Source organism: Mesorhizobium sp. CA12 (assembly GCF_020165255.1).
Classification (GTDB): Bacteria; Pseudomonadota; Alphaproteobacteria; order Rhizobiales; family Rhizobiaceae; genus Mesorhizobium.
The window spans coordinates 67,962-89,835 of sequence record NZ_JAIUHT010000012.1; the positions used below are offsets into that span (position 1 = coordinate 67,962).

Annotated in this window: 19 protein-coding genes and 1 pseudogene; 7 read left to right on the forward strand and 13 right to left on the reverse strand. The window is 62.4% G+C overall.

All coding sequences use genetic code 11. The annotated features are described in order from the left end of the window. Positions 1-68: 68 nt before the first annotated feature. Positions 69-1,061: an arabinose ABC transporter substrate-binding protein gene (locus tag LB520_RS19975; RefSeq protein WP_224638678.1), complete on the reverse strand. Its 993-nt coding sequence runs from the start codon at positions 1,059-1,061 to the stop codon at positions 69-71. A gap of 271 nt (positions 1,062-1,332) precedes the next feature. On the opposite strand from LB520_RS19975, the gene LB520_RS19980 reads away from it, so the two are divergent. After that, positions 1,333-2,022 carry a FadR/GntR family transcriptional regulator gene (locus LB520_RS19980; protein ID WP_224638837.1) on the forward strand — a complete coding sequence of 230 codons (690 nt, stop codon included), beginning with the start codon at positions 1,333-1,335 and terminating at the stop codon, positions 2,020-2,022. Between the two features lie 14 nt (positions 2,023-2,036). Further along, a complete protein-coding gene (gene dgoD / locus LB520_RS19985) occupies positions 2,037-3,185 on the forward strand; it encodes a galactonate dehydratase (RefSeq protein ID WP_224638679.1) in 1,149 nt (382 codons plus the stop codon). A 421-nt stretch (positions 3,186-3,606) separates the two neighbouring features. Here the strand turns inward: dgoD and LB520_RS19990 are convergent, their stop codons facing one another. Continuing rightward, the gene (locus LB520_RS19990) at positions 3,607-4,029 is read right to left on the reverse strand and encodes a hypothetical protein (protein ID WP_224638847.1); all 423 of its coding nucleotides are present in this window, start codon (positions 4,027-4,029) and stop codon (positions 3,607-3,609) included. A 17-nt stretch (positions 4,030-4,046) separates the two neighbouring features. Further along, a pseudogene (locus LB520_RS19995) lies at positions 4,047-4,178 on the reverse strand (polyamine ABC transporter ATP-binding protein); the annotation flags it as partial. 193 nt (positions 4,179-4,371) lie between these two features. Here LB520_RS19995 and LB520_RS20000 point away from each other — a divergent pair. The 4 genes from LB520_RS20000 to LB520_RS20015 all read left to right on the forward strand — a co-directional run bounded on the left by LB520_RS20000 (position 4,372) and on the right by LB520_RS20015 (position 9,016). After that, a complete protein-coding gene (locus LB520_RS20000) occupies positions 4,372-5,466 on the forward strand; it encodes a glycosyltransferase family 4 protein (RefSeq protein ID WP_224638681.1) in 1,095 nt (364 codons plus the stop codon). A gap of 209 nt (positions 5,467-5,675) precedes the next feature. Next, positions 5,676-7,844: an amylo-alpha-1,6-glucosidase gene (locus LB520_RS20005; protein WP_224638683.1), complete on the forward strand. Its 2,169-nt coding sequence runs from the start codon at positions 5,676-5,678 to the stop codon at positions 7,842-7,844. A gap of 199 nt (positions 7,845-8,043) precedes the next feature. After that, positions 8,044-8,340: a DUF982 domain-containing protein gene (locus tag LB520_RS20010; protein ID WP_224638685.1), complete on the forward strand. Its 297-nt coding sequence runs from the start codon at positions 8,044-8,046 to the stop codon at positions 8,338-8,340. 376 nt (positions 8,341-8,716) lie between these two features. Further along, on the forward strand, positions 8,717-9,016 hold the full coding sequence (locus tag LB520_RS20015) for a hypothetical protein (protein ID WP_224634394.1): 300 nt from the start codon (positions 8,717-8,719) through the stop codon (positions 9,014-9,016). A 464-nt stretch (positions 9,017-9,480) separates the two neighbouring features. Here LB520_RS20015 and LB520_RS29165 read toward each other — a convergent pair whose 3' ends face one another. Both LB520_RS29165 and LB520_RS20030 read right to left on the reverse strand, forming a co-directional pair. After that, the gene (locus LB520_RS29165) at positions 9,481-9,741 is read right to left on the reverse strand and encodes an RES domain-containing protein (protein ID WP_318012114.1); all 261 of its coding nucleotides are present in this window, start codon (positions 9,739-9,741) and stop codon (positions 9,481-9,483) included. Positions 9,742-10,623: 882 nt separating this feature from the next. Next, positions 10,624-13,293 (reverse strand): EAL domain-containing protein, encoded by a 2,670-nt coding sequence (locus LB520_RS20030; protein WP_224638688.1) that lies wholly within the window; start codon positions 13,291-13,293, stop codon positions 10,624-10,626. A 276-nt stretch (positions 13,294-13,569) separates the two neighbouring features. Between LB520_RS20030 and LB520_RS29400 the strand changes: the two genes are divergently transcribed. Beyond that, the gene (locus LB520_RS29400) at positions 13,570-13,764 is read left to right on the forward strand and encodes a transposase (protein ID WP_224638690.1); all 195 of its coding nucleotides are present in this window, start codon (positions 13,570-13,572) and stop codon (positions 13,762-13,764) included. An 80-nt stretch (positions 13,765-13,844) separates the two neighbouring features. Here LB520_RS29400 and LB520_RS20040 read toward each other — a convergent pair whose 3' ends face one another. The 8 genes from LB520_RS20040 to trbE are packed head-to-tail and all read right to left on the reverse strand — an operon-like array spanning position 13,845 to position 21,868. Then, entirely contained in the window at positions 13,845-14,066 is a 222-nt protein-coding gene (locus LB520_RS20040) for a DUF2274 domain-containing protein (protein ID WP_224638692.1), read from the reverse strand. 1 nt (position 14,067) lies between these two features. Further along, positions 14,068-15,204 carry a TrbI/VirB10 family protein gene (locus LB520_RS20045; RefSeq protein WP_224638695.1) on the reverse strand — a complete coding sequence of 379 codons (1,137 nt, stop codon included), beginning with the start codon at positions 15,202-15,204 and terminating at the stop codon, positions 14,068-14,070. Then, entirely contained in the window at positions 15,201-16,262 is a 1,062-nt protein-coding gene (gene trbG / locus LB520_RS20050) for a P-type conjugative transfer protein TrbG (RefSeq protein ID WP_224638697.1), read from the reverse strand. Before trbG ends, LB520_RS20045 begins: the two co-directional genes overlap by 4 nt. Then, positions 16,259-16,948 carry a conjugal transfer protein TrbF gene (gene trbF / locus LB520_RS20055; RefSeq protein ID WP_224638698.1) on the reverse strand — a complete coding sequence of 230 codons (690 nt, stop codon included), beginning with the start codon at positions 16,946-16,948 and terminating at the stop codon, positions 16,259-16,261. Before trbF ends, trbG begins: the two co-directional genes overlap by 4 nt. 3 nt (positions 16,949-16,951) lie before the next feature. After that, the gene (gene trbL / locus LB520_RS20060; RefSeq protein ID WP_224638700.1) at positions 16,952-18,322 is read right to left on the reverse strand and encodes a P-type conjugative transfer protein TrbL; all 1,371 of its coding nucleotides are present in this window, start codon (positions 18,320-18,322) and stop codon (positions 16,952-16,954) included. A 2-nt stretch (positions 18,323-18,324) separates the two neighbouring features. Continuing rightward, positions 18,325-18,651: a putative entry exclusion protein TrbK-alt gene (gene trbK-alt, locus LB520_RS20065; RefSeq protein ID WP_224638702.1), complete on the reverse strand. Its 327-nt coding sequence runs from the start codon at positions 18,649-18,651 to the stop codon at positions 18,325-18,327. Positions 18,652-18,662: 11 nt separating this feature from the next. Beyond that, positions 18,663-19,421 (reverse strand): P-type conjugative transfer protein TrbJ, encoded by a 759-nt coding sequence (gene trbJ / locus LB520_RS20070; RefSeq protein ID WP_224638703.1) that lies wholly within the window; start codon positions 19,419-19,421, stop codon positions 18,663-18,665. Continuing rightward, a complete protein-coding gene (gene trbE, locus LB520_RS20075; RefSeq protein ID WP_224638715.1) occupies positions 19,418-21,868 on the reverse strand; it encodes a conjugal transfer protein TrbE in 2,451 nt (816 codons plus the stop codon). Before trbE ends, trbJ begins: the two co-directional genes overlap by 4 nt. Between the last annotated feature and the right edge of the window lie 6 nt (positions 21,869-21,874).

Genomic DNA, 21,874 nt, shown 5'->3' on the forward strand with positions numbered 1-21,874 from the left:
CTTCAATCCTTCTTGAGCATGCCAAACAGGCGGCGGCATCAAGCCGCCGCCTGTTTGTACAGGGAGGACTATTCGATACCGAGGTCCTTGCGCACCTTCTGGTAATCGTCGCGCTTGGCCAGCGCGCCGGCGGTCAGCGTCAGCTTCGCCGGCTCCTTGTTGTTGGCGATCCAGTCATACATGTTGAGCGCCGTCTCGTAGCCGTGGCGCTTGGGCGAGATGATCACCGTGCCGACGAAGCCGGTGGCGGCGGGTTTCTTGAACTCGTTGATCGCCGATTCCGCGCCGCCGATGCCGACGCCGATCATGCCGTCCGCCGGAATGCCGACGCTTTCAGAAGCGCGCACTGCGCCCAGCACCGCCTCGTCATTGAGGCCGAAGGCAATCCACTTCTTGATGTCGGCATGGGCGTTGAGCACCACGGTCGCGGCATTGAGCGCGGCTTCCGTGTCGGTCTTGGCCTGCGGCGCGTCGAAGATGTTTTCGGCTTTGAAGCCGGCGGCCTTCAGCACCGAGATCGCGCCCTCGACACGATCGACGGCGGTCGGCAGCTGGTCGTAGGAAACGCGGATCGCGCCGACCTCGTCCATCTTCCAGCCGCGCGCCTTCATCTCGTCGACGATGGCCTGACCCACGGCCTCGCCGATCTTGGTGGCGGAAATGCCCATATGCGGCACGTCTTCCAGCGGCTTGCCGTCGGCGCCGACGAGGCGGTCGTCCACCGTCATCAGCTTGAGATTGTTGGCGGCGGCCTTGGCGACGATGCCGGGGCCGAGCTTCACATCCGGCGTGCAGACGACGAAGCCTTGCGCTCCTTGAGCGCCCAGATTGTCGATCGCCGACATCAGCTTCTCGCCGTCCTCGGCGCCGATCTTGATAAGAGTAAAACCCTTTTCCTTGGCGGCCTGATCGGCGAACTTCCATTCGTCCTGGAACCAGGGCTCCTCCGGCTGTTTGACGATGAAGCCGATCTTGGTGTCCTGAGCGTAGGCCGACGCGATCGTGGTGACCGACAAGACGGCGAGAGCACCCGCGACGAGCGCGGTTTTCAAAAGTCGCATGATTACCTCCCAGCAAACAGCCGGGCGCTCAGCCCGGATTGGTCGTGTGTAATCAATTTTATCATACCCGTCAATTGATCTGGTATGATAAATGAGATAGGTAGTCCGATAAGTAGTCGCTGGCGCAAATCACTCGCATCCGCTAAGGCCGGACCAATTGCGCGCAAACCGAACGGTTCGCTGCCTTGGAGGAGGGGCTGAGGTGAACGAAACACCGAAGAAGGCTGACGAAGACACGCAAACGCGCGAGACGGCGCGCCGGCCGCGCGTCATGCCCGACGTGACCAAGGCGATCGCCTCCGACATATTCTCCGGACGCTATCCGGCCGGGTCGTCGCTGCCCACCGAGAACGATCTCGGCATCGAATATGGCGTCAGCCGCACCGTCATCCGCGAAGCGCTGAAAGTGCTGGCAGCCAAGGGGCTGGTGCTGTCGCGGCCACGCGTCGGCACGGTGGTGTGCGACCAGGACAACTGGAACATCATCGACCCGCAGGTGCTGGCCTGGCATGCGCCGCATGCGCTGGACGACAAGCTGTTCGACGCGATCCTGGAAACCCGCCGCGCCATCGAGCCGCTGGTCGCCGAACTTGCGGCAACGCGCGCGACGCTGCAGGAAATCGCCGATCTTGAAGCGGCCTGGCAAGGCATGGCGGGTGCCGGCGAGGACCTGACGCAGTTCTCGCGCTCCGACATCGTCTTCCATCAGATCGTCTATGGCGCGAGCCACAACCCTATCTTCCGCCAGATCGGCAAGCTGATCGATACGGCGCTGCTGTTTTCGCTGGAGGCCACCGCGACGATCTCCCCGGTCAGGCGCAGGGAAGCGGCGGCGGCGCATGGCGAGGTGGTCGAGGCCTTGCGCATGCGCGACGCCGCCGCCGCGCGCAATGCAGCCAATAAGATACTCGACCTGGCCGCGCGCGATCTCGTCAGCGCCAAGAAACTGAAAAGCAACTGAGACCGGCCGACCGCATGAAGATCACCGCTCTGACCACCTATATCGTTCCGCCGCGCTGGCTCTTCCTCAAGATCGAGACCGATGCCGGCATCAGCGGCTGGGGCGAGCCGGTGGTCGAAGGCAAGGCGCTGACGGTCGAAGCGGCGGTCAGGGAACTGGCCGATTATCTGATCGGCAAGGATCCGCGTTTGATAGAGGATCATTGGACGGTGATGCATCGCGGCGGCTTCTATCGCGGCGGGCCGATCCTGATGAGCGCTATCGCCGGCATCGACCAGGCGCTGTGGGACATCAAGGGCAAGGCGCTCGGCGTGCCGGTCCATGAATTGCTCGGCGGCAGGCTGCGCGAAACGATCAAGGTCTATTCCTGGATCGGCGGCGACCGGCCGGCGGAAGTGGCGGCCGGCGCCAGGGATATGGTGGCGCGCGGATTCCTAGCGCTCAAGATGAACGGCACCGAGGAACTGCAGATCGTCGACAGCCACGACAAGATAGACGCGGCTATAGAGCGCGTCGCCATGGTGCGCGAGGCGGTCGGGCCGAATATCGGCATCGCCGTCGATTTCCACGGCCGCGTGCACCGCCCGATGGCGCGCATCCTGGTCAAGGAGCTTGAGCCCTACCGGCTGATGTTCATCGAAGAGCCGGTGCTCAGCGAAAACCGCGAGGCGCTGAAGGAGATCGCCGCACTCGGCTCGACGCCGATCGCGCTTGGCGAACGGCTCTACAGCCGCTGGGATTTCAAATCGGTGTTCGAGGATGCGGTCGTCGACATCATCCAGCCGGATCTCTCGCACGCCGGCGGCATCACCGAATGCCGCAAGATCGCGGCGATGGCTGAGGCCTATGACGTGGCTGTGGCGCCGCACTGTCCGCTCGGGCCGATCGCGCTCGCCGCATGCCTGCAGCTCGACGCCGTGAGCTACAATTGCTTCATCCAGGAGCAGAGCCTAGGCATCCACTACAATGCCGGCAACGACCTGCTCGACTACGCCGCCAACAAGGACGTATTCCGCTACCAGGATGGCTATGTCGCCATTCCCGATGGCCCGGGCCTCGGCGTCGAGATCGACGAAGAGTATGTGAAGGAGCGCGCCCGGGAGGGACACCGCTGGCGCAACCCGGTCTGGCGCCACAAGGACGGTTCGTTCGCCGAGTGGTAAGCCGGCAAGATTCCGACGGATTGTTTTGCGAGACGACCGGTGCGGCAGGAAAGTGCAAGTAGGATCCCGAGCGGCGCGCGCGTGGCGCCGGAGCACCTTCAGTTAGGTGGGATCGATCCACAGGTATGGCCAGTCGCCTTCGATCGGCCGATCGAGGAACGAGGGCAACGCCGCGGAAGTGTGGGTCGGGATCAACAGAACGGCGGAGGCACGTCACGCTTCGTACCGCTACAAGCGATGTTCTAACTGAAGCGAACGTCGGCGGAAGAAGTCGCCACCGGAAGAGGCAATCGAGCTCCTCAAGGCGAAGCTCCCCCGCCTGTTGGTCGGCAGCATCTGTTGGCTGATACCTGCTAGAAATACGCGCTCCGCTTGCGGGCAGAATAGAGTGGAAGGGAAGTTGCGGCTCCCCTCTTCTATCCTATTGCACCGCCAGCGCCGTCACTTCGCGTCGAAATGGCAGCGCGTCACCGATATCGGGTTCGTCCAGCTCGCGGGCGAAGCGGTGGCCGGCATAGGTTGCCCAGGCGATCGGCCCCGGCGCTTCCGCATCGCCAATGACCTTGATCGAACGAATGCCGTTGCCGGCCCACTCGTTTTCCCGGGCTTTCAGCGCGCGCCAAACGGCATCGTCCTGATTGCGTGACGTGACCAGGACGACGGCATCGGCGGCCAGCTCCTGTTTCGCGCCGGTATAGACGCAGGCTGTCACGACGCCGCCTGAAGCGATATTCGTGACGGTCCTGTTAAGGACGATACCCACTCCCAATCCCGCCAGGCGGCGGTGGATGGCCCCCTGCTCCAGCGTGTTTCGCGTCCAGTCCGAGACAAAGGCCGACGGCATCCTTGAAGAGAGCGATTGTAAAGGATGGTGACGCCGGTTTCGCGATGGATGCGTCGGATCTCGGTCTGGATCTCCTCGCGCAGCTTCTTGTCCAGAGCCGACAGCGGTTCGTCCATCAAAAGGATCGGCGGATCGTAGGCCAGCGCGCCGGGTTTGCCCATCCGGCAGTTTATGGCCATGTGGCGCGCCCTTTCCCAGTTTGTGTAATACCACGGCGAAGTGATTGATACCGGGAACAAATTAGCAGTTCGAAAGTTCGCGATAACAGCGAATCGGGAGAAGAACTAACCGCTGCCGAGCCGGTTCGTTGAAGGCTGACTTTCTTTTCCAGGATGCCCGCATATGAAGATTGCCCAGATCGCCCCCCTGATGGAGTCCGTGCCACCGAAGCTCTATGGCGGGACCGAGCGCATCGTCTCATATTTAACGGAAGAGCTGGTTCGAAGGGGCCATGACGTGACGCTGTTCGCCAGCGGCGATTCACGCACATCGGCCGAACTCGTGCCATGTTGCGAGGTTGCGCTACGCTTCAATTCGAAAGCAAAGAATCCGATTCCTTACCACGTCATGATGCTTGAAGAGGTCCGCAGGCGAGCGGACCAATTCGACGTGCTGCATTTCCACGTCGATGTTCTTCATTTTCCGATAATTAGACAGTTCGCGCAGCGAACCGTTACCACGCTTCATGGCCGGCTCGACCTTCCGGACCTGGCGCAGCTTTACGCGATGTTCAACGACATTCCACTGGTCTCGATCTCGGATGACCAGCGCCGGCCCATGCCGCCGGTCAACTGGCTTGGAACGGTGTATCACGGCCTGCCGAACGACATCCTCCCATCCCGGCCGAAAGCCTCTGGATACCTCGCGTTCCTCGGTCGCATCTCACCCGAAAAAGGCCCGGAAGCCGCGATAGAAATCGCCGCGCGCGTCGGGATGCCGCTCAAGATCGCGGCCAAAATCGACGCAGTGGACCAATCATTCTGGAGCGGTAAGGTCGAACCCCAGGTGCTTCGACATTCGAATGTCGAGTTCATTGGCGAGATTGATGAGCGTGCGAAGGCGGAATTTTTGGGCAATGCGACGGCGCTGCTGTTCCCGATCGATTGGCCGGAGCCGTTCGGCCTCGTGACCATCGAGGCGATGGCCTGCGGCACCCCGGTGGTTGCCTTCAACCGCGGAGCCGTTCCGGAGGTCATCGATCATGGCGTGTCCGGACTGATAGTGGAAAGCATTGACGAAGCCGTCGAAGCTGTGCGGCGGATAGGCAGTCTCGATCGCGCACGAGTGCGGAAAACTTTTGAAACGCGATTCACGGTCGGGCGCATGTGCAGCGACTATTTGGGGATCTACAGCTTGCTGGCGTGCGACGAGCAATTTCCACTCGGCCCGCGAAACGGTTTCGCCGAAAACGCAGCTGAGATAGCCAGCACGGCTTGAAACGAGTTGGCGGTTACAATCGCCGGCTTCCGCCGCATGCGATCGGGATCGAGCAGCGGAAGCTTCGTCGAATATCCGCCAAAATTTCAATGACGCTCTCGGGATCACGGGCATCGCAGCATCGATGCGCAATACTGTTGAGAGGGGATGGTCGGGCGCAGGCATATTGGATGAGCGCCAAACATCGGCATCTGAACAGGAGGGATGAGATGAGCATCGAAGTCGAAGAACGCAAGCTTAATCCAGCGGTCGCTCTCCCAGCACTCGATGAATCGGCACCGCGGGAGCCGCATCGGCAATTTGCGCTGAAGCATGAGGACTGCTTCGTCGTCGCGGACAGCTATGGCGACATACGCGGCAGCGGCGACGGGCTTTTCTGCGACGATACGCGAGTGCTGTCGCGTTTTCGGCTGTTCGTAGGTGGCCGCATGCCGTCGCTGCTCGGAGCCTCTTTGTCTCAGGACAACATCCTATTCACCGCCAATCTCACAAATTTGGCTACCAACGCGCCCGACGGTAGTGAAACGCTGCCTGGGGTCGTGCATATCGAGCGGACCAGATTCATCTGGCACGACCGCATGTACGAGCGAGTCACTTTCGCGAACTACTCCGCGCGTGAGGTGTTGCTGCCGGTCCGGTTCGACTTCGATGCCGATTTCCGCGACATGTTCGAGGTGCGCGGCACCACGCGCAGCCGGCGCGGTCGCGCACATGACGCCTTGGTCGGCGAGTCAGGCGTGACATTTTGCTACGAGGGCCTCGACAATGTGGCGCGCCAATCCGTCATCGCGTTTTCGATGAGGCCCGACCAGATCCATCCCCATCATGCAGAGTTTCTCATTCTGGTGGGGAGGCACGACAAAAAGGCGCTGTATCTGGAAGTCGGTCAGAACGAAGAAATCCCGTCCAGTGATCGGTTCCGCGCCGCCGCGGCGCGAGCGCGATTTGCAATGCGCTCAAAGCGTCGACAGGGCGCCACTGTTTTCAGCTCCGGCCGCGTGTTCAATGACTGGCTCACGCGCACACGTGCCGACATCGCCCTGCTGACCACCGATCTGGAGACCGGGCCATATCCGTATGCCGGTATTCCCTGGTTTTCGACTGCCTTTGGCCGCGACGGCGTCATTTCCGCCCTGCAAATGTTGTGGCTTAACCCCGAGCTTGCCCGCGGAGTGCTGGCGTTCCTTGCCCGCTATCAATCAACAGAGACCTCTGTGTTCGACGATGCCGAGCCAGGCAAGATCATGCATGAAACGCGCAAGGGGGAAATGGCTGTGCTGCGCGAGCTGCCGTTCGGCCGCTACTACGGCGGCGTCGACACCACTCCACTCTATGTCTACCTGGCTTGGTCCTATGCCGATCGCACCGGCGATGACGAGTTCGTCGAACGCATGTGGGATTCACTGTGCGCAGCAATCGGGTGGATGGAGGAAGTCGGCGCCCGCAACAGCGACGGTTTCGTGACCTATAACAGGGCGGCGGACACGGGTCTCTTCAACCAGGGCTGGAAGGACAGCGCCGACGCCATCTTTCATGACGATGGCAAAATACCTAGAGGTCCGATCGCACTGGTCGAGGTGCAAGGCTACGTCTTCGCAGCCTATCAAGGCATGGCCGCGTTGGCAGCCAAGCGCGGAGACGTTGCCAAGGCGGCGCACTGGAGCGCTATGGCAGAAAGAATACGCAGCGCAGTGGAGGCCCGGTTCTGGATGCCGGATCGCAATTTCTACGCTTTGGCGATCGATGGAGAAGGCAGGCAATGCGCGGTGCGCGCCTCCAACGCGGGTCACCTGCTCTATGTTGGGCTGCCCTCGGCAGAACGGGCGAAATCAATCGCCGAGCAGTTGCTGTCGGGGCATCTGCACAGCGGTTGGGGCGTTCGCACCTTGGCCGACGACGAGATTCCGTTCAATCCGATGTCTTATCATAACGGCTCGATCTGGCCGCATGACACGGCGATCTGTGCCGCCGGGCTAGCCCGTTACCAGGAGCGCACCAGCGTCGTGAAGCTTATGAGCAGCATGTTCGAGGCGGCGGTCCGGTTCAATATGCGGCTTCCGGAGCTGTTCTGCGGCTTTACGCGGGCGATCGGTGATGCGCCGATTGCCTATCCCGTCGCTTGTCTGCCGCAGGCATGGTCGGCCGGTTCCGCGTTTATGATGCTGCAGGCCTGCCTGGGGATCCGCATCGACGGTTGGAAGCGCGAAATCAATGTCGATCGCCCGCGGTTGCCGATAGGCATCGACAACATCGTCATCCGGCACTTAGCCGTGGGCGAGGCGAAGGTCGACCTGAATTTCCAGCGCGTCGGCGACCGCGTCGTCTGCTATCTAGGCGAACGGCACGAGGGCCTGGTGCCGCTGGTCGTTCGCTCTTAGCAACCGGGACAGCAGGGCCTGCCATCGATGCTCGCTGTGGCATTCAGGTGCTGCTGGTGAGGCTCGCAGCTCCTCTTGAACCGAAAAGAACTGCTTCCAATCTTTTCTCTTGGTCTCCAGCCGAGGGTGCAGGTGTTCGAATATTACTGTTGCATCTGCGGAAACGACCAATGGGGTCAGTTGTTGACTGGAGGTGACTATGGACGGTGGTGTTTTCAAGCAGCCAGTTTTCGTAGGGGAGAATGGCTATATCCAAAAGATCGACTGCCTAATGGATGCCATTGAGTTTTTGGAAGAATGGCCTGTGGAGAGACGTGGTCTGCTTCACGCGGCGGCCTGCGAAGCGTGCTACTCGGCTTATGACGGTCGGAAACCAGTCGAGGCCGCACACAAGACCTTTACGACTTGGGCCCGCAAGGTTGGCGTGATCGAGGACGTGCCTACAGCACCGCAGTGGATGACTGGACCAAAGATCAGCAACGCAGACCTCTTGTGAAGGGCGAAAGGCCACATCGTCAGACGCGGCTTGCGATCAAACCTGCCGGAGCGAAACGCCGCGTCAGGGTCGCGTATGTGGGACCTCGGCCCCCCTCGTCCTATCCCATAGAACCGGGGTTGACTGATGGAGGCCGCGCCGCTGCGAACGCTGTCTGTTCGGCCGGACGACTTCGCCGCTCTCATGGAAGTTCGATCTCGCCGTCCACCACGTGGGTGAGGCCAGGCAAAGCATCGAGGAAGCAGGACAGTGACGTGTGTCCCCATAGCACTAGATCCGGAGCCCGAAGGAGCCTGGTTCGGCGATTGGAAGCTATGGAACCGATCGGAATCTAGAACGCTCGGGATGTTTATTCAACGATCCCTCTGGAAGGGACATGAGCAAGACCTTGCCACGAAACGGTCGCGCAGTGCATCTTCCCAACGGCCCCATCATCACCAACGGCAAGGCATCGATGAAGGAGGTGGCCGCAGATCGCTGGCGGGTTCGGCGGGTACCCTACGAGGCGCCGGCATTCAGGCAGGCGGCCGAACCATTCATCGCCGCACCAGCGCCGGGTCGAGGAATTCCCTTTGGGTTGCTTGGGAGCCTTCCGCGGCGAAGCCGGAGATTGACCAATCCCGCGCCGAATTCGATGCGTTTGCTCGCCATTTCGAAACGCTGGCGAACGCCCTAGCTGCGGAAGCAAAACGACTGCCGAGGGCATTCCTAAGGTATCAGAATGCAACCGGGCATCCCGATGGTGGCAGTCTCCTCGGCAAGAGAGCCGGCTTTGCCGAGAATGCCGACCTCCAAACTGTCTGTCGAACATGTCCTTTGCCTGATCCTTCAGACGAGACATCTTATGTCGGTGAAGTCGGACTTGATGCCGGCCCTCGTTTCCACAAATCGCTGAATGCCCAAAAGCATCTGTTCCGCGGGGTCCACGAGCGAGGCAGAGTCGGCGCCAGCGCGGGCAGCCGCCGGCTAGATCAACCGAGCCGGGCTCGTCGTCGATCAGCTCGAGACTGATGGGCAGCATCACCCATCGCCCCACACGAGTTTCAGGTCGCCGATTGCTGCGCCCTTGGCGAAGCTCGGCACAAGCAGGCATTGTAGCCTCGCGCGACCAGCTCACGGGCAAATCGCTGCGTATGCGCCTCACCATGGCCTCTCATCTGATCGCGCTACGTCGGGTCCGCGAGGGCCGCGTATGGAGACCCACGCTACAAGAGCAGTGGCGTCGCCCGCTCGAAGACGGCCTCGAGCGACCAGTGTCGTCGGCTGCAGATCACCCACCTCGTTGGCCTCGCGCAAAGCCGTCACGACCGCGGTCGATGCATAGAGCGCCGGCATGCCTTTGGGATTGAAGCGCCCTCCATAAAGCTCGGCACCGCATCCCGACATAGGCTTGCGGGGCATACACCGGATTGAGAGCGCGGTAGAGCCGGCCCGAATAGGTGATGGCGGGGCGATGCAGCCAATTACTCACACGATGTGGAAGCGTTCGAAGCATTGGCGGCCGAACTCCGCAGTCGGTCGGCCTGTGGATAGTAACCGCCTGTTCACCATATCGCGGCAACCTGATTGAAGGTGCCCCCAACGCGCCTAGTCTACCCCTTGCGTCATTTGAGACGCACCCTCCCGCCCAAAACTGGCGGCCGACGCTTTCATGTGCGGACCCCAAATCCAGGTATGCGTCGGCCGCCGGTATCTTTTGACGGATCAGGCACCAATGACTTCTAAGCCGGCCACCGGCATGATCGTTGTGCCTCCTCGCATGTGCGCGGTCACCCCCAAGCTTGTTGACGATCTGACTAAGGATCTCCACGCAGCGCTCCCTGCCTACCGGTTTCAAATCGTGCCCGATTACATAGGCCGGCAGAGCCATGAATTCTTCGTCTTGCCGGATGGCAAGGTGCCGGATGAAGCGATCGAAGCGCTTCAGGCCGTGCTGGCTCGATATGGTGACAACTCGCCACGGTGCGCTAGTCCGCCTTTGCCGCTTCCCTAAAGGGCATGCAAAAGAAGCTCCGATCATGCGGGCAAAGTGGGCCGGTGCCCATGGCGACCTGTTAACGCCGTTCAACCGGCCGCAAATGCTCGAGCGCTTCCGCGTCCTGCAAATCGCGGCATGATCCGCTGGCCAGATATCGCCAGATTGAAAAACCGAATGAAGCCAGGTGCAGCAACCTTTCTCGCTAGAAGATAGCTTGCGTGTGGAAGTCCACGGCCGGGAGCGAAGACGTTTTTGTTACTGACGGTGATCTCTCATTTCTGGTGAAGTGTGTGGTCGTCTCGACCTCAGTTGAGCAATTTGACGATATCCTCGGCGGCGACCGGCTTGCTGAAATGATAGCCTTGTATTTCGTCGCAATTGTTCTTGCGCAGGAACGCTAGCTGCTCGTCCGTTTCGACGCCCTCGGCAATGACTCTGAGGTTCAGTTTCTGGCCGAGCGAGATCATGGCGCTGGCCACGGCCTGGTCATTCGCATCGGTGGCGAGGTCGTTGATGAATGACTTGTCGATCTTCAGGCGCGCCACCGGGAAAGTCTTGAGCGCGCTCAGGCTCGAATATCCCGTTCCGAAATCGTCGATCGAGATCTGGACACCCAGATTTTGCAGCGCGTTCATCGTGGCGACCGCCGTCTCGACATTCTGCATGATCAGACTCTCGGTCAGTTCGAGCTCAAGGTATTTCGGCTCCAGGCTGCTATTTTCCAGCGCCGCAACGACACCATTGATCAGGTTGCTCTCCTTGAATTGTCGCGCCGACACATTGACGCACATCACCATCGGCGGCAGCCCCGCGTCCTGCCAGGCCTTGTTCTGTCGGCAGGCCTCGTGCAGCACCCAGTCGCCGATTGGCACGATCAAGCCCGTCTCCTCGGCCATCGGAATGAACTTCATCGGCGAGATCAGGCCCAGCGCCGGATGCTTCCAGCGGATCAGCGCCTCGACCGCGAATACACGACCTGAGCGAAGATCGACTTGCGGCTGGTACAGGAGCGTGAATTCGGCACGCAACAACGCGTTGCGCAACTCCTCCTGCAGCAGGAATTTTTCGTGGCTGCTGGCGTTGAATTCGGGCGCGTAGAACTGAAAATTGTCGCGGCCGAGTTCCTTGGCCCGGTACATGGCCACATCGGCATTGGCCAGCAGCGCATCGGCATTCGCCCCGTCCTTGGGGTAGTTCGCCACGCCCATGCTGGCTGTCGTCCTGAGATGATGCTCGCCCAGTTGAACCGGCTCCGCGATCGCCGCACGGATCTTCTGCACCGTCGCGGCAACAAGCTCACCATCCGGGTCCTGGTCGAAAAGCACGACGACGAACTCATCGCCGCCGAGCCGCACGACGGTGTCGGTCGCCCCCACGCATTCGACCATCCGGTCGGCAACAGTTTTCAGCAGCGTGTCTCCGGCATTGTGGCCCAGCGTGTCATTAACGAGCTTGAAATTGTCGAGATCGATGAACACCACGCTCACCCAACGGTGATAGCGCTGCGCATACAGGATCGCTTGCGAAAGCCGGTCCCCGAGCAAGGCGCGATTGGGAAGCCCGGTCAGCGTGTCATGGTTGGCCATGAAGTGGATGCGGTCTTCGGCAAGCTTGCGCTCGATGGCGATGCCGGCGATACGGGTGGTGAAGTCGATGAGGCTGGTCTCGCTCTGGTCCGGCTCGCGCACTGTCATCGAATACATGGCAAAGACCCCCAGCACCGCGCCGGTATGCGACAGGATCGGCGTCGACCAGCACGAGCGGTAGCCGTACGGGGCTGCGATGTCGCGATAATCGTCCCAGAGTGGATCGCTCATCACATCGGTCACGATGACGGGTTCGCGGCGATAAGCGGCGGTGCCGCAAGACCCCACATTGGGGCCAATCTGAATGCCGTCAATGGCGCTTGCATAGTCCTTTGCCAGGCTCGGCGCCGCGCCATGGCGCAAGTGACTGCTATCCTTGTCGAGCAGGAGCACGGAGCCGAATATGCCATGCAACTGCGACTCGATGAGGCGCATGAGTCGGTCGAGCACATCCTCGAGCGTTGCGCTTGCGGCGATCATTTCCAGAATTTTCGCCTGGCCGTTTCGCAAATCGTCCGCCCGCTTGCGCTGTGTGATGTCGCGGGCGATGCCGACCAGGCCGAAGATCTCATTCTGGTCGTTGCGCAACGGCACTTTGGTCGAGGACAGCCACTTGCCGGCGCCGGCGGCATCGACAACGAATTCTTCCTCGTCGACCATCGGCTGGCCACGGCGCAAGAGGTCCAGCTCGCAGGCGCGAAACTGCCGGGCGAGCTCTGGAGCATGCAGGTCGAAATCGGTCAGGCCGATCATTTCGGCCGTTTGCCGGCCACTGTCCGCGGCAAGCGCCCGGTTAACCACGACGAAACGGCTTTCGGTATCCTTGACCCACAGATAGTCGGGAACCCAGTCGATAAGCGCCTGCAGCGAAACGCGCTCATTGGCGACCATGCGGCTGGCGGCGAGTTCGGTGAGATCTTCATGTGTCGCCACCCATCCGCCGTCGGGCATCGGCTGATGGCAGACCCGGATCGTGCGGCCGTCCTTGAGGCCGGCAGTCCAGGTTTTCGAACGGCTGCCCGCATTGATCGAGCGCGCGAAAGCGAGATAGTCCTCGCCGGTCATTGGCGATGTTCCTGCAGCGAGCCTCAGCTCGACGATTTCGCTTAGCATTGCGCCGGCATGCAGTTTTTCGGGCGCGACACGATAGATTTCCGCGTAGCGGCGGTTGCACATGATCAGCCGCTCGTCGGCGTCGAAGAAACAAATGCCTTGCGAGATGTTGTCGAGCGCCGCCTCGAAACACCGTGTCTGTGCTTGGAGCGTCGCGTTCGTGGCCCGAAGCTCGCTCTCCAGGTTCTCGTATGAGACGACTGCCAGTTTCGACAGTACAACCAGGCCCGATTCGTCCGCCGGCTCGGCAATGCGACTGGGTGATTTCGGGGCCAAACAGAGTTCCTCCGCTTCGGCCTGCGCTGCAAATACAATTGGCCGCGTGCGAGCAAAAATCCCGCACAAGTTAGTTGTGATCTACTAATTGTCTGTGAACGTCCGCAGCGAAGCCGATCGCCAGCCGGAGCCTGACGTGACGACTAACGGCATCCATGTAATTACCGACTTTGAACAAGTCTTTTACTGGTGGATAGGAAGCGAAAAGAACCTGAAACCGAAAAATCTGAGCAAAGTCGAATCGCCGCAGTCCTCCGCCAATAGGATGATTGTCTGTTGGAGTGCACCCCAAATTGGAAAAAGGATAAGGGAAGTCCTGAGAGAGGGACTGATGCAAGACGGAGATTTAGCCGGGAGGTGAAGCTAGCAGCCGCTGAGCGAATGCTGGCGGGAGAGAATGTGGCGGCCCTGACCAGAGAGCTGGGGTGGCGGGCACACAAGTTGCTGTATCACTGGCGGGCCAGTATCTGAGCGGCGGTGCAGCCGAGTTGCGATCATCTGGGCAACCCCAGAACAGCCGCGGTTGGGCGGCACCGCCGCCTGCTGATCTTCTAAGACTGCTCCTTCTTCGCTTTCGCAAAGCCGCGGTCCGTTGCGATGAACCGTTCAAGCATCGGCGCAATCAGGCGCGATGGATCGGCAGATGGCCGCCCGGGCTCGCGCCCGAGGATCTCTGCGTATTTCACCAATTCGCGATGCAGGGGCGCCGGCAGTTCCAGCGTAATCTTCACTGGCTTGTCGTCGGCGATCGCTGCGAGTTTCAACTTGGCCATGTCAACCTCCGTATGGTTCAAGGGCGAGGTCGCGGGTGACGAAGACGCGAACGGGAAACCCCGGCCGGATCGTGAGCGTCGGCGCGATAGCGAGTTGCCGCTGAACGACCTGCTGGCCTACCTGGCTGGCGCTATCGGAAGCGCCGCTTCGCACAGCACGCACGATATCGCTGTCTTGGTCAGAAGAACCGGCCTGCGCGCCAACGCTCAGAATGGTCGACAACGCCGCAGCCTTGAACAATTCGCCCCAGTGATAGTCGACGGCATCCTCCAGGCCGGCATAGCCCTGAGCGTCGGCGCCAGGCTGCCGCTCCAGCACGATGGAGCGTCCGTCGGGAAAGATCAGCCTGTTCCAGACAAGCAGCACGCGGCGCTGCCCGGAACCAATTCCGCTATCGTACTGTCCAATGATACGAGTACCTTGCGGGATGAGCAGGGAGCGGCCGGTGGGACTGTCATAGACATTTTCGGTCACCTGAGCGCTGATCTGCCCGGGAAGGTCCGAGCGGATGCCGGTAATGAGCGCGGCCGGGATCACGGCACCGGCTTGAAGCACATAGGGTGACGCGGGCGGCGTGATGTGATCCGGGGCCACGGTCCGCCGGTCAGCGGCGGCGGACAGGAAGGAAAGCTGGCGATCCTGCGCACTTGGCTGACCGTACTGACCGGCAAAGTCGTTAACAGCAGGAGCGGACGCTTCGGCGGGCCTGGGATCTCCTTGCGCTGCCTGGAAGAAGACGCGCGAGGTTCTGGCCGCTTCCTCATCGGCTCGCCGGCGCTGCTCGGCTTCGTCAATCGCGGGGCTTGCGATTGAGGGCGGCACGACCGCCTGCCCCTTGTTCTGAGCGTCGAGGATCGGCCTGCCGAGATCGCCAGGCAGCGGCGGCCCAAGGATCGGGCCGGCATAGTCGCGCGGCAGTCTTGCCAGTCCGTCGGCGGGCGGCCGATTGGCGGTTGGGTAGAGCTCCTCGCCCTGCTTGAGAGTGTTGGCATCCTGCAGAGCGTAAATCAGCGCACCGCCGACACCGAGCGAGGCGACGAGGCCGATGCCTGCGAGCATCTTGCGCGACAGACGCGTCACACGCGGCGGGTCGGCGCGAAGCCGCATGGGTTCGACGGCCATGTTCTTCTCGTTCATGGCTGCAGCGCTCCCCTCAGCGTTGCGTTCGGCAGCTTCGACGCGGCGCTGTCGCTTGGGCCCCGCCGCAGCCCATCGGTTCTTCTATCGACACGCACGATCCTGACCGCCTGCTGCCGCTTGCCGGCGCCAAGACGCAGTTCGGCCGCACCAAAAAGGCGGTCGACGATGAGCATGTTTTGATAGACGCGGCTGTTGGTGATTTCAGCCTCGCCGTCCGCGCCGATGACGAAAATCGGCGGCATCTCGCCTTGCACGATGCCGCGCGGAAACTCGATGTATACCCTGCGGCCGTCGTCGTAGGCGTTTACCGGCTTCCAAGGCGGGCTGTCGCCGGTGAGGCCATAGCGATAGTTGCGCGCCGTGACCTCCGGGATGACCGGCGTTGTGGCGACCGTCTGCAGCAGGCTCGCTTTCAGAGCCGGATAGGACCACGCAACGGCGGGCATGTAGGGCTTCGCGCCTGCCCGCAGCTCAAGCATATAGCTGCGCCGGTCCGTGGCGATGATAAGGTTCGTTGTGATGTCCGCCCGCGAGGGTTTCACCAGGACGTGGACGCGTCGGGCAATGCCGGACCCGCTTTCGGTGTCGCCGATGATCCAGCGCGCGGTGTCGCCAGCCGCGATCGGACCGTCTCCGGTCAGGCTCTCGCCCGGCTCAAGCGCGATGTCCGTTATCTGGCCAGGTGAGGCGTAGACCTGATAGAGCGCTCCTTCGCTCCATGGGTAGATCTGAATTGCGTTGTAGTAGCCCTCACGGCGCGGCTCCACGCGCGCCGCGGCGTTTGCGTTCTCGACACGGGCTGCTGGCGTTTGCCCGATGGCTCCGCCCCGCGCGGGCGCCCAGCCTGGTGGCACGCGAAGGGGTTTCGGCCTTTGGTCGGTCGCGGCGGCCGGAGCCGGCGGCAAGGGCGGAACATGGGTATCGTAGCTGATCTTCGGCGGCTTCTTCGCAGGCGTGGCGCAAGCCGCAAGCAGCGTCGTCCCCGAGACCAGCATGGCCGATAGCAGATATCTTGAGAAAGTCGTGCCGGCAACAAGACGCGATGTCCGGCTCATTGGCTCATCTCCCGCGACCAGTTGATGGCGTTGATGTAAATGCCGAGGGGATTGGCGCGAAGCCGTTCGGCGTCGCTTGGCATCTGCGTCACGATCGTCACGATCGCGGTCCAGCGCTCGGTGCCCGAACGCTGACCGTTTTCGTAGTGATGCTCCATCCAGGCGACACGAAAGGAGCCCGGCGAGGCTCTGATGACCGAAGAAACGTCCACCGCGACCTGCTGCTTGCCGACCTTGGAGAAAGGATCCGCAGCGCGAGCATAGTCGTTGAGCGCCGCAGCACCCTGATTGGTGGTCCACTCATAGGCCCGCAGCCAGTCCTGGCGGAGGATGATTGGGTCAGCGGGGATGGAGCGTACCTGCTCGACAAAGCGGGCGAGATGCCACGCGATCTGCGGATCGGTCGGCTTATAGTCGGCGGTTGCGGGCTCGATCGCTTGAGCCTGCCCCAGCTTATCGACCTGCACGACCCAAGGCACGACAGTGCCGCGGCCCGACTGCCAGACCAGTGAAGTGGCGAGCCCCGCCGACAGGATAAGCGACCCGAACGCCATGGCGCGCCAGTTGCGTGCCTGCACGCGTGCGGAGCCGATTCGTTCATCCCATATCTGCTCCGCCTTTTGATAGGGAGTTTCCGGTCGAGGGCTCTTGCCGTAGTGGACGGCGGGGCGCCTAAAGATGTTCATGGGTCATTCGCCTTCTGAAAGAGAAATCGAGGCTCCGCCGCCATGGCTGTCGCCGGCGCGCACCGCGTGGGCGGCGGTCTGGGCGCCGTGGGCGAGCCGCTGGGAACGATGCAAGCGTCTGGCCCATTCGGGCTCTCCTTGGGCGCTGGATGGCTTGCCCGCGCCGGAAGCAGCCGCCGCCGTTGACGCAGCAGCGCCGCCGATCGTTCCCATGGTCGACGAACCGCCGGTGATTTCAGCGGCCGAACCGGCGCCAGAGGCAAAGTTTGACTTGAGCGATTGACCGGTGTTTGCGGCGGCGCGCTTGAGCGGAGAGGCTGCCGCCGAAGCACCAGCGCGCGCAATGCCGCCCAAGCCGGAGGCGACGCCTGCCACGCCCGACTGGCCGGCGGCGCCAAGCATATAGGCGGCCGAACCGCCCCCAGCGAGTGACGTCCCGCCACGCACGGTTGAGGCTGCTCCCGCGAATGCGGCTGTCGCGCCTCGCGCCGCGAGGCTGGCTGCTCCGTAGCCTGCAACTGCGATGCCGCCGGCGGCAAGGCCAGTCCCGACAGCCGCACCGGCGCCGAGCTGCGGTCCACCCGCGACGAGGCCGTTGGCAATGCCGGGACCGAAGATGCCGAGGCCAAGCAGCGACAGCGCAGCCAGCACGATCGCCATGGCCTGGTCAATGGTGGGGTTCTCGCCGCCGAAGCCTTGGGTGAATTCGCCGAAGAGCGTGGATCCGATGCCGATGACCACGGCAAGCACCAGAACCTTGATGCCGGACGAGATGACGTTGCCTAGCACGCGTTCGGCCATGAAGGCCGTCTTGCCGAAGAGGCCGAAGGGGATCAGCACGAAGCCGGCCAGCGTCGCCAGCTTGAACTCGATCAGCGTCACAAAGAGCTGCACCGCCAGGATGAAGAAGGCGAGCAGGACGAGCGCCCAGGCAAAGAGCAGGCAAGCGATCTGGATGAAGTTTTCAAAAAAGGAGATGTAGCCCATCAAACCGGAGATCGCCTCAAGCAATGGTCGTCCGGCGTCGAGGCCGGTTTGCGCCACCTTGCCCGGGTGCAGCAGGTCCTGTGCCGAGAAGCCGGTTCCACTCGCCTTGAGACCAAGACCCGAGAAACTCTCGAAGACGATTTGGGCGACGCCGTTCCAATTCGAAATCAGATAGGCGAAGACACCGACGAAGAGCGTCTTCTTGACGAGCCGCGCAAGGATGTCGTCATCGGCGCCCCAGCTCCAGAAGAGCGCGGCAAGTGTCACGTCAATGACGATCAGCGTGGTGGCGACGAAGGCGACCTCGCCGCCGAGCAGGCCGAAGCCGCTATCGATATAGCGGGTGAAGGTGGCCAGGAATTGGTCGATGACGCCGGTGTTGCCCATGTCTACCGGGCCCCGTGCAGGGCAGCATCCGGCGATTGCGAAGCGGCCGCCTCGCTTGTCGAACTGCCCGACGCATTTTCGAGACCGAGGAAGCGATCACGCTGTTCGGCCCACAGCCGCGCACATCCTTCGTCACGCAGGGCAGCCTCGCCGAGGGCCTGGCAGCGGCGCAGGCCATCGCGGAGCGGATGCGGCGCCGAGGCCGCCGGTATATGCGGGCCCTCCCCCACCGACTTGTCTTCCTTACGGCTCATCTCGAGCGCCGTCGCCGTCATGGCGACGGCGACGAAGACGACCGCCACGATGCGAGCGAGGGTTTTGCCGTCCATGGCGATCGACCTCAGCGGTTGAACATCTGGACCGAGCCGGCCTGGTAGCCGGAGCCTGGGGTCAGGAAGCGGCGGCGTTGCTCACGGCCCTGATCGACCGCGGCAGCGCGTTCGGCTTCGGTCAGCGCCTGGGCGCGACCATTGGCGGCCACCAGGGCTGTCAGGTCCGCAAGCTGCTGACCCTGAAGCGCAAGCAACTGGTTGCCAGCTTGCGTCGCCTGCAGCGCACCGGTCGCCGATTGGCTGGCGCCGACCAACGCCGACATCTGCGCGCGGCCGGTGTCGATGTTTGAGACGACACCCGCCTGGACGCGCATTGCGTCCTGGAGGCCGCCCACTGTGTTTTGCCAGCGCGAGCGCGCATCAGCGACGAGTTGCTGGTCGGAAGCAGAAAGCGAGGCGCTGCTGTATTGCTGCTGAAATGCCTTGTCGATCTGCTGGACGTCGAAGGCGATGTTCTTTGCTTCACCGAGAAGCTGTTGCGTGCGCTGCACCGACTGTTGCAGTTGCTGCAGTGAGGACAAAGGCAGGCTCGCCAGGTTGCGCGCCTGGTTGATCAGCATCTGGGCCTGGTTCTGAAGTGAGGTGATCTGGTTCGTGATCTGCTGCAGCGAGCGCGCGGCCGTCAGGACATTCTGCGAATAGTTCGATGGATCAAACACGATGAAGGCATGCGCTGGCGCAGTCATCATCGGCGAGATCGCGATCGGCGTGGCGAGCGTCGCCGCGACCAGAAGAAGGACACGCCGGCGGCTTTGATGAACAGTCATGGTCTGGGATCCTTTTCAGGTTCGTGAACGGTGAGGTTGGGAATGAGGTCGGCGGCCCAGCCGACGTCGCGGGCACGCAGCCAGGCCGACAGGAAGCCGTCGCGGCCATGCTCGGCGATGATGCTGCCGATCAGGGTCTGATCGCTCTTGGAGGACGCGGCGCAAAGCGCAAGCCCGACCTCGGACAGGCCGAGCTCGAAGAGACGGTTGCCGCGACGGGACTGGCAGTAATAATCGCGCTTGGGTGTGGCTCGCGCCAGGATCTCGATCTGGCGGTCGTTCAGGCCGAAGCGGCGATAGATCGCGGTAATTTGCGGCTCAATCGCCCGTTCATTGGGCAACAGCAGCCGGGTTGGACAGCTTTCGATGATCGCCGGCGCGATAGCCGAATTGTCGATGTCGGAGAGTGACTGGGTGGCGAAGACGACGCTGGCATTCTTCTTGCGAAGCGTCTTCAGCCATTCGCGCAACTGCCCGGCGAACGCGTCATCGTCGAGCGCAAGCCAGCCTTCGTCGATGATGAGCAGTGTCGGACGACCGTCGAGCCGGTCGCCGATGCGATGAAACAGATAGGACAGGACGGCCGGCGCGGCCGGCGTGCCCACCAGGCCTTCGATTTCGAACGCCTGCACGGATGCCTGGCCGAGGTGTTCGGCCTCTGCGTCGAGCAGCCGGCCGTTCGGGCCACCAACACAGTAAGGGCGAAGCGCCTGTTTCAGGTCATTGGCCTGCAGAAGCACGCTGAGCCCCGTGATGGTGCGCTCCTCGACCGGGGCCGAGGCCAGCGAGGTCAGCGCCGCCCAGATATGCTCCTTTGCGTCCGGCGTGATCTGGATGCCCTCTCGCGTCAGGATCGCGACGATCCAGTCGGCCGCCCAGGCGCGCTCGTACGTGTCGTGAACGCGGGCGAGCGGCTGCAGCGCAACGGAAGCCTCCATGCCTTCGGTGAGATGACCCCCGAGATCGTGCCAGTCGCCGCCCATGGCGAGCGTCGCCGCGCGGATCGAGCCGCCGAAGTCGAAGGCGAAGATCTGAGCCTTGCGGTAGCGGCAGAATTGCAGCGCCATCAACGCCAGCAGCACCGACTTGCCGGCACCGGTCGGGCCGACGACCAGCGTGTGACCGACGTCGCCGACATGAAGAACCAACCGGAACGGGGTCGAGCCTTCGGTCTTGCCGTAAAGCAAGGGAGGACTGACCAGATGCTCGTCCCGTTCCGGCCCCGCCCACACGGCAGAAAGGGGGATCATGTGGGCGAGATTGAGCGTCGAGATAGGCGGCTGACGGACATTGGCATAGGCGTGCCCGGGCAACGAGCCGAGCCAGGCGTCGACGGCGTTGACGGTCTCGACAATGGCCGTGAAGTCGCGGCCCTGGATGATTTTCTCGACAAGCCGCAGTTTCTCGTCGGCCACGCGCGGGTCGCAATCCCATATGGCGACGGTGGCGGTGACATAGGCCATGCCAGCCATGTCGGCGCCGAGCTCCTGCAACGCCGTGTCGGCATCGGCCGCCTTGTTGGCGGCGTCAGTGTCGAGGAGTGCTGATGCCTCGTTGGTCATCACCTCCTTCAGGATCGAGGCGATGCTCTTGCGCTTGGCGAACCATTGCCGCCGTATCCTGGTCAAAAGGCGGACAGCGTCGACCTTGTCGAGCAGGATCGCGCGGGTCGACCAACGGTACGGGAAGGCCAGCCTGTTGAGGTCATCAAGCAGGCCGGGTGTCGTGGCGGTCGGGAAGCCGACGATGGTGAGCACGCGAAGATGCTTGTCGCCAAGCCGCGGTTCGAGCCCGCCGGCAAGCGGCTCGTCGGCCAGCAGCGCATCGAGATAGATCGGGGTCTCGGGGACGCGCACCCGATGGCGCCTGGTCGAGATGGTCGAATGCAGGTAGGTCAGCGTTTGGCCGTCATCGAGCCAGTGGCATTCAGGCATGAAGCCGTCGAGCAGGGACAGCACACGCTCAGTGCGATCGACAAAGGCGCGGACGATCTCGCCCGGATCCGCGCCCGACTGGTCGCGACCCTCATAAAGCCAGCCCTCGGCGCGCGTGGCGTCTTCGGGCGGCGGCAGGAACAGGAATGTGAGAAAGTAGCTCGATACGAAATGAACCCCCTCCTCGTCGAAGTCGGCTTTGCGCTCGGCATCGAGCAGGCCAGAGGCCGCATTGGGAAACTGGCTCTCGGGATAAGAAGCCGCTTCGTGCCGCTGCGCTTCGACGAAGATGCTCCAGCCAGAGCCGAGGCGACGAAAGGCATTGTTGATGCGCGATGTCACCGCAACAAGTTCCGCCGCTACGGCGGAGTCGAGATCGGGTCCGCGAAACCTCGCGGTGCGCTGAAAGCTGCCGTCCTTGTTGAGCACGACCCCGGGAGCGACGAGTGCCGCCCAAGGCAGAAAGTCGGCAAGGCGAGCAGCAGTCCGGCGGTATTCGGCAAGGCTCATCATAGCGGC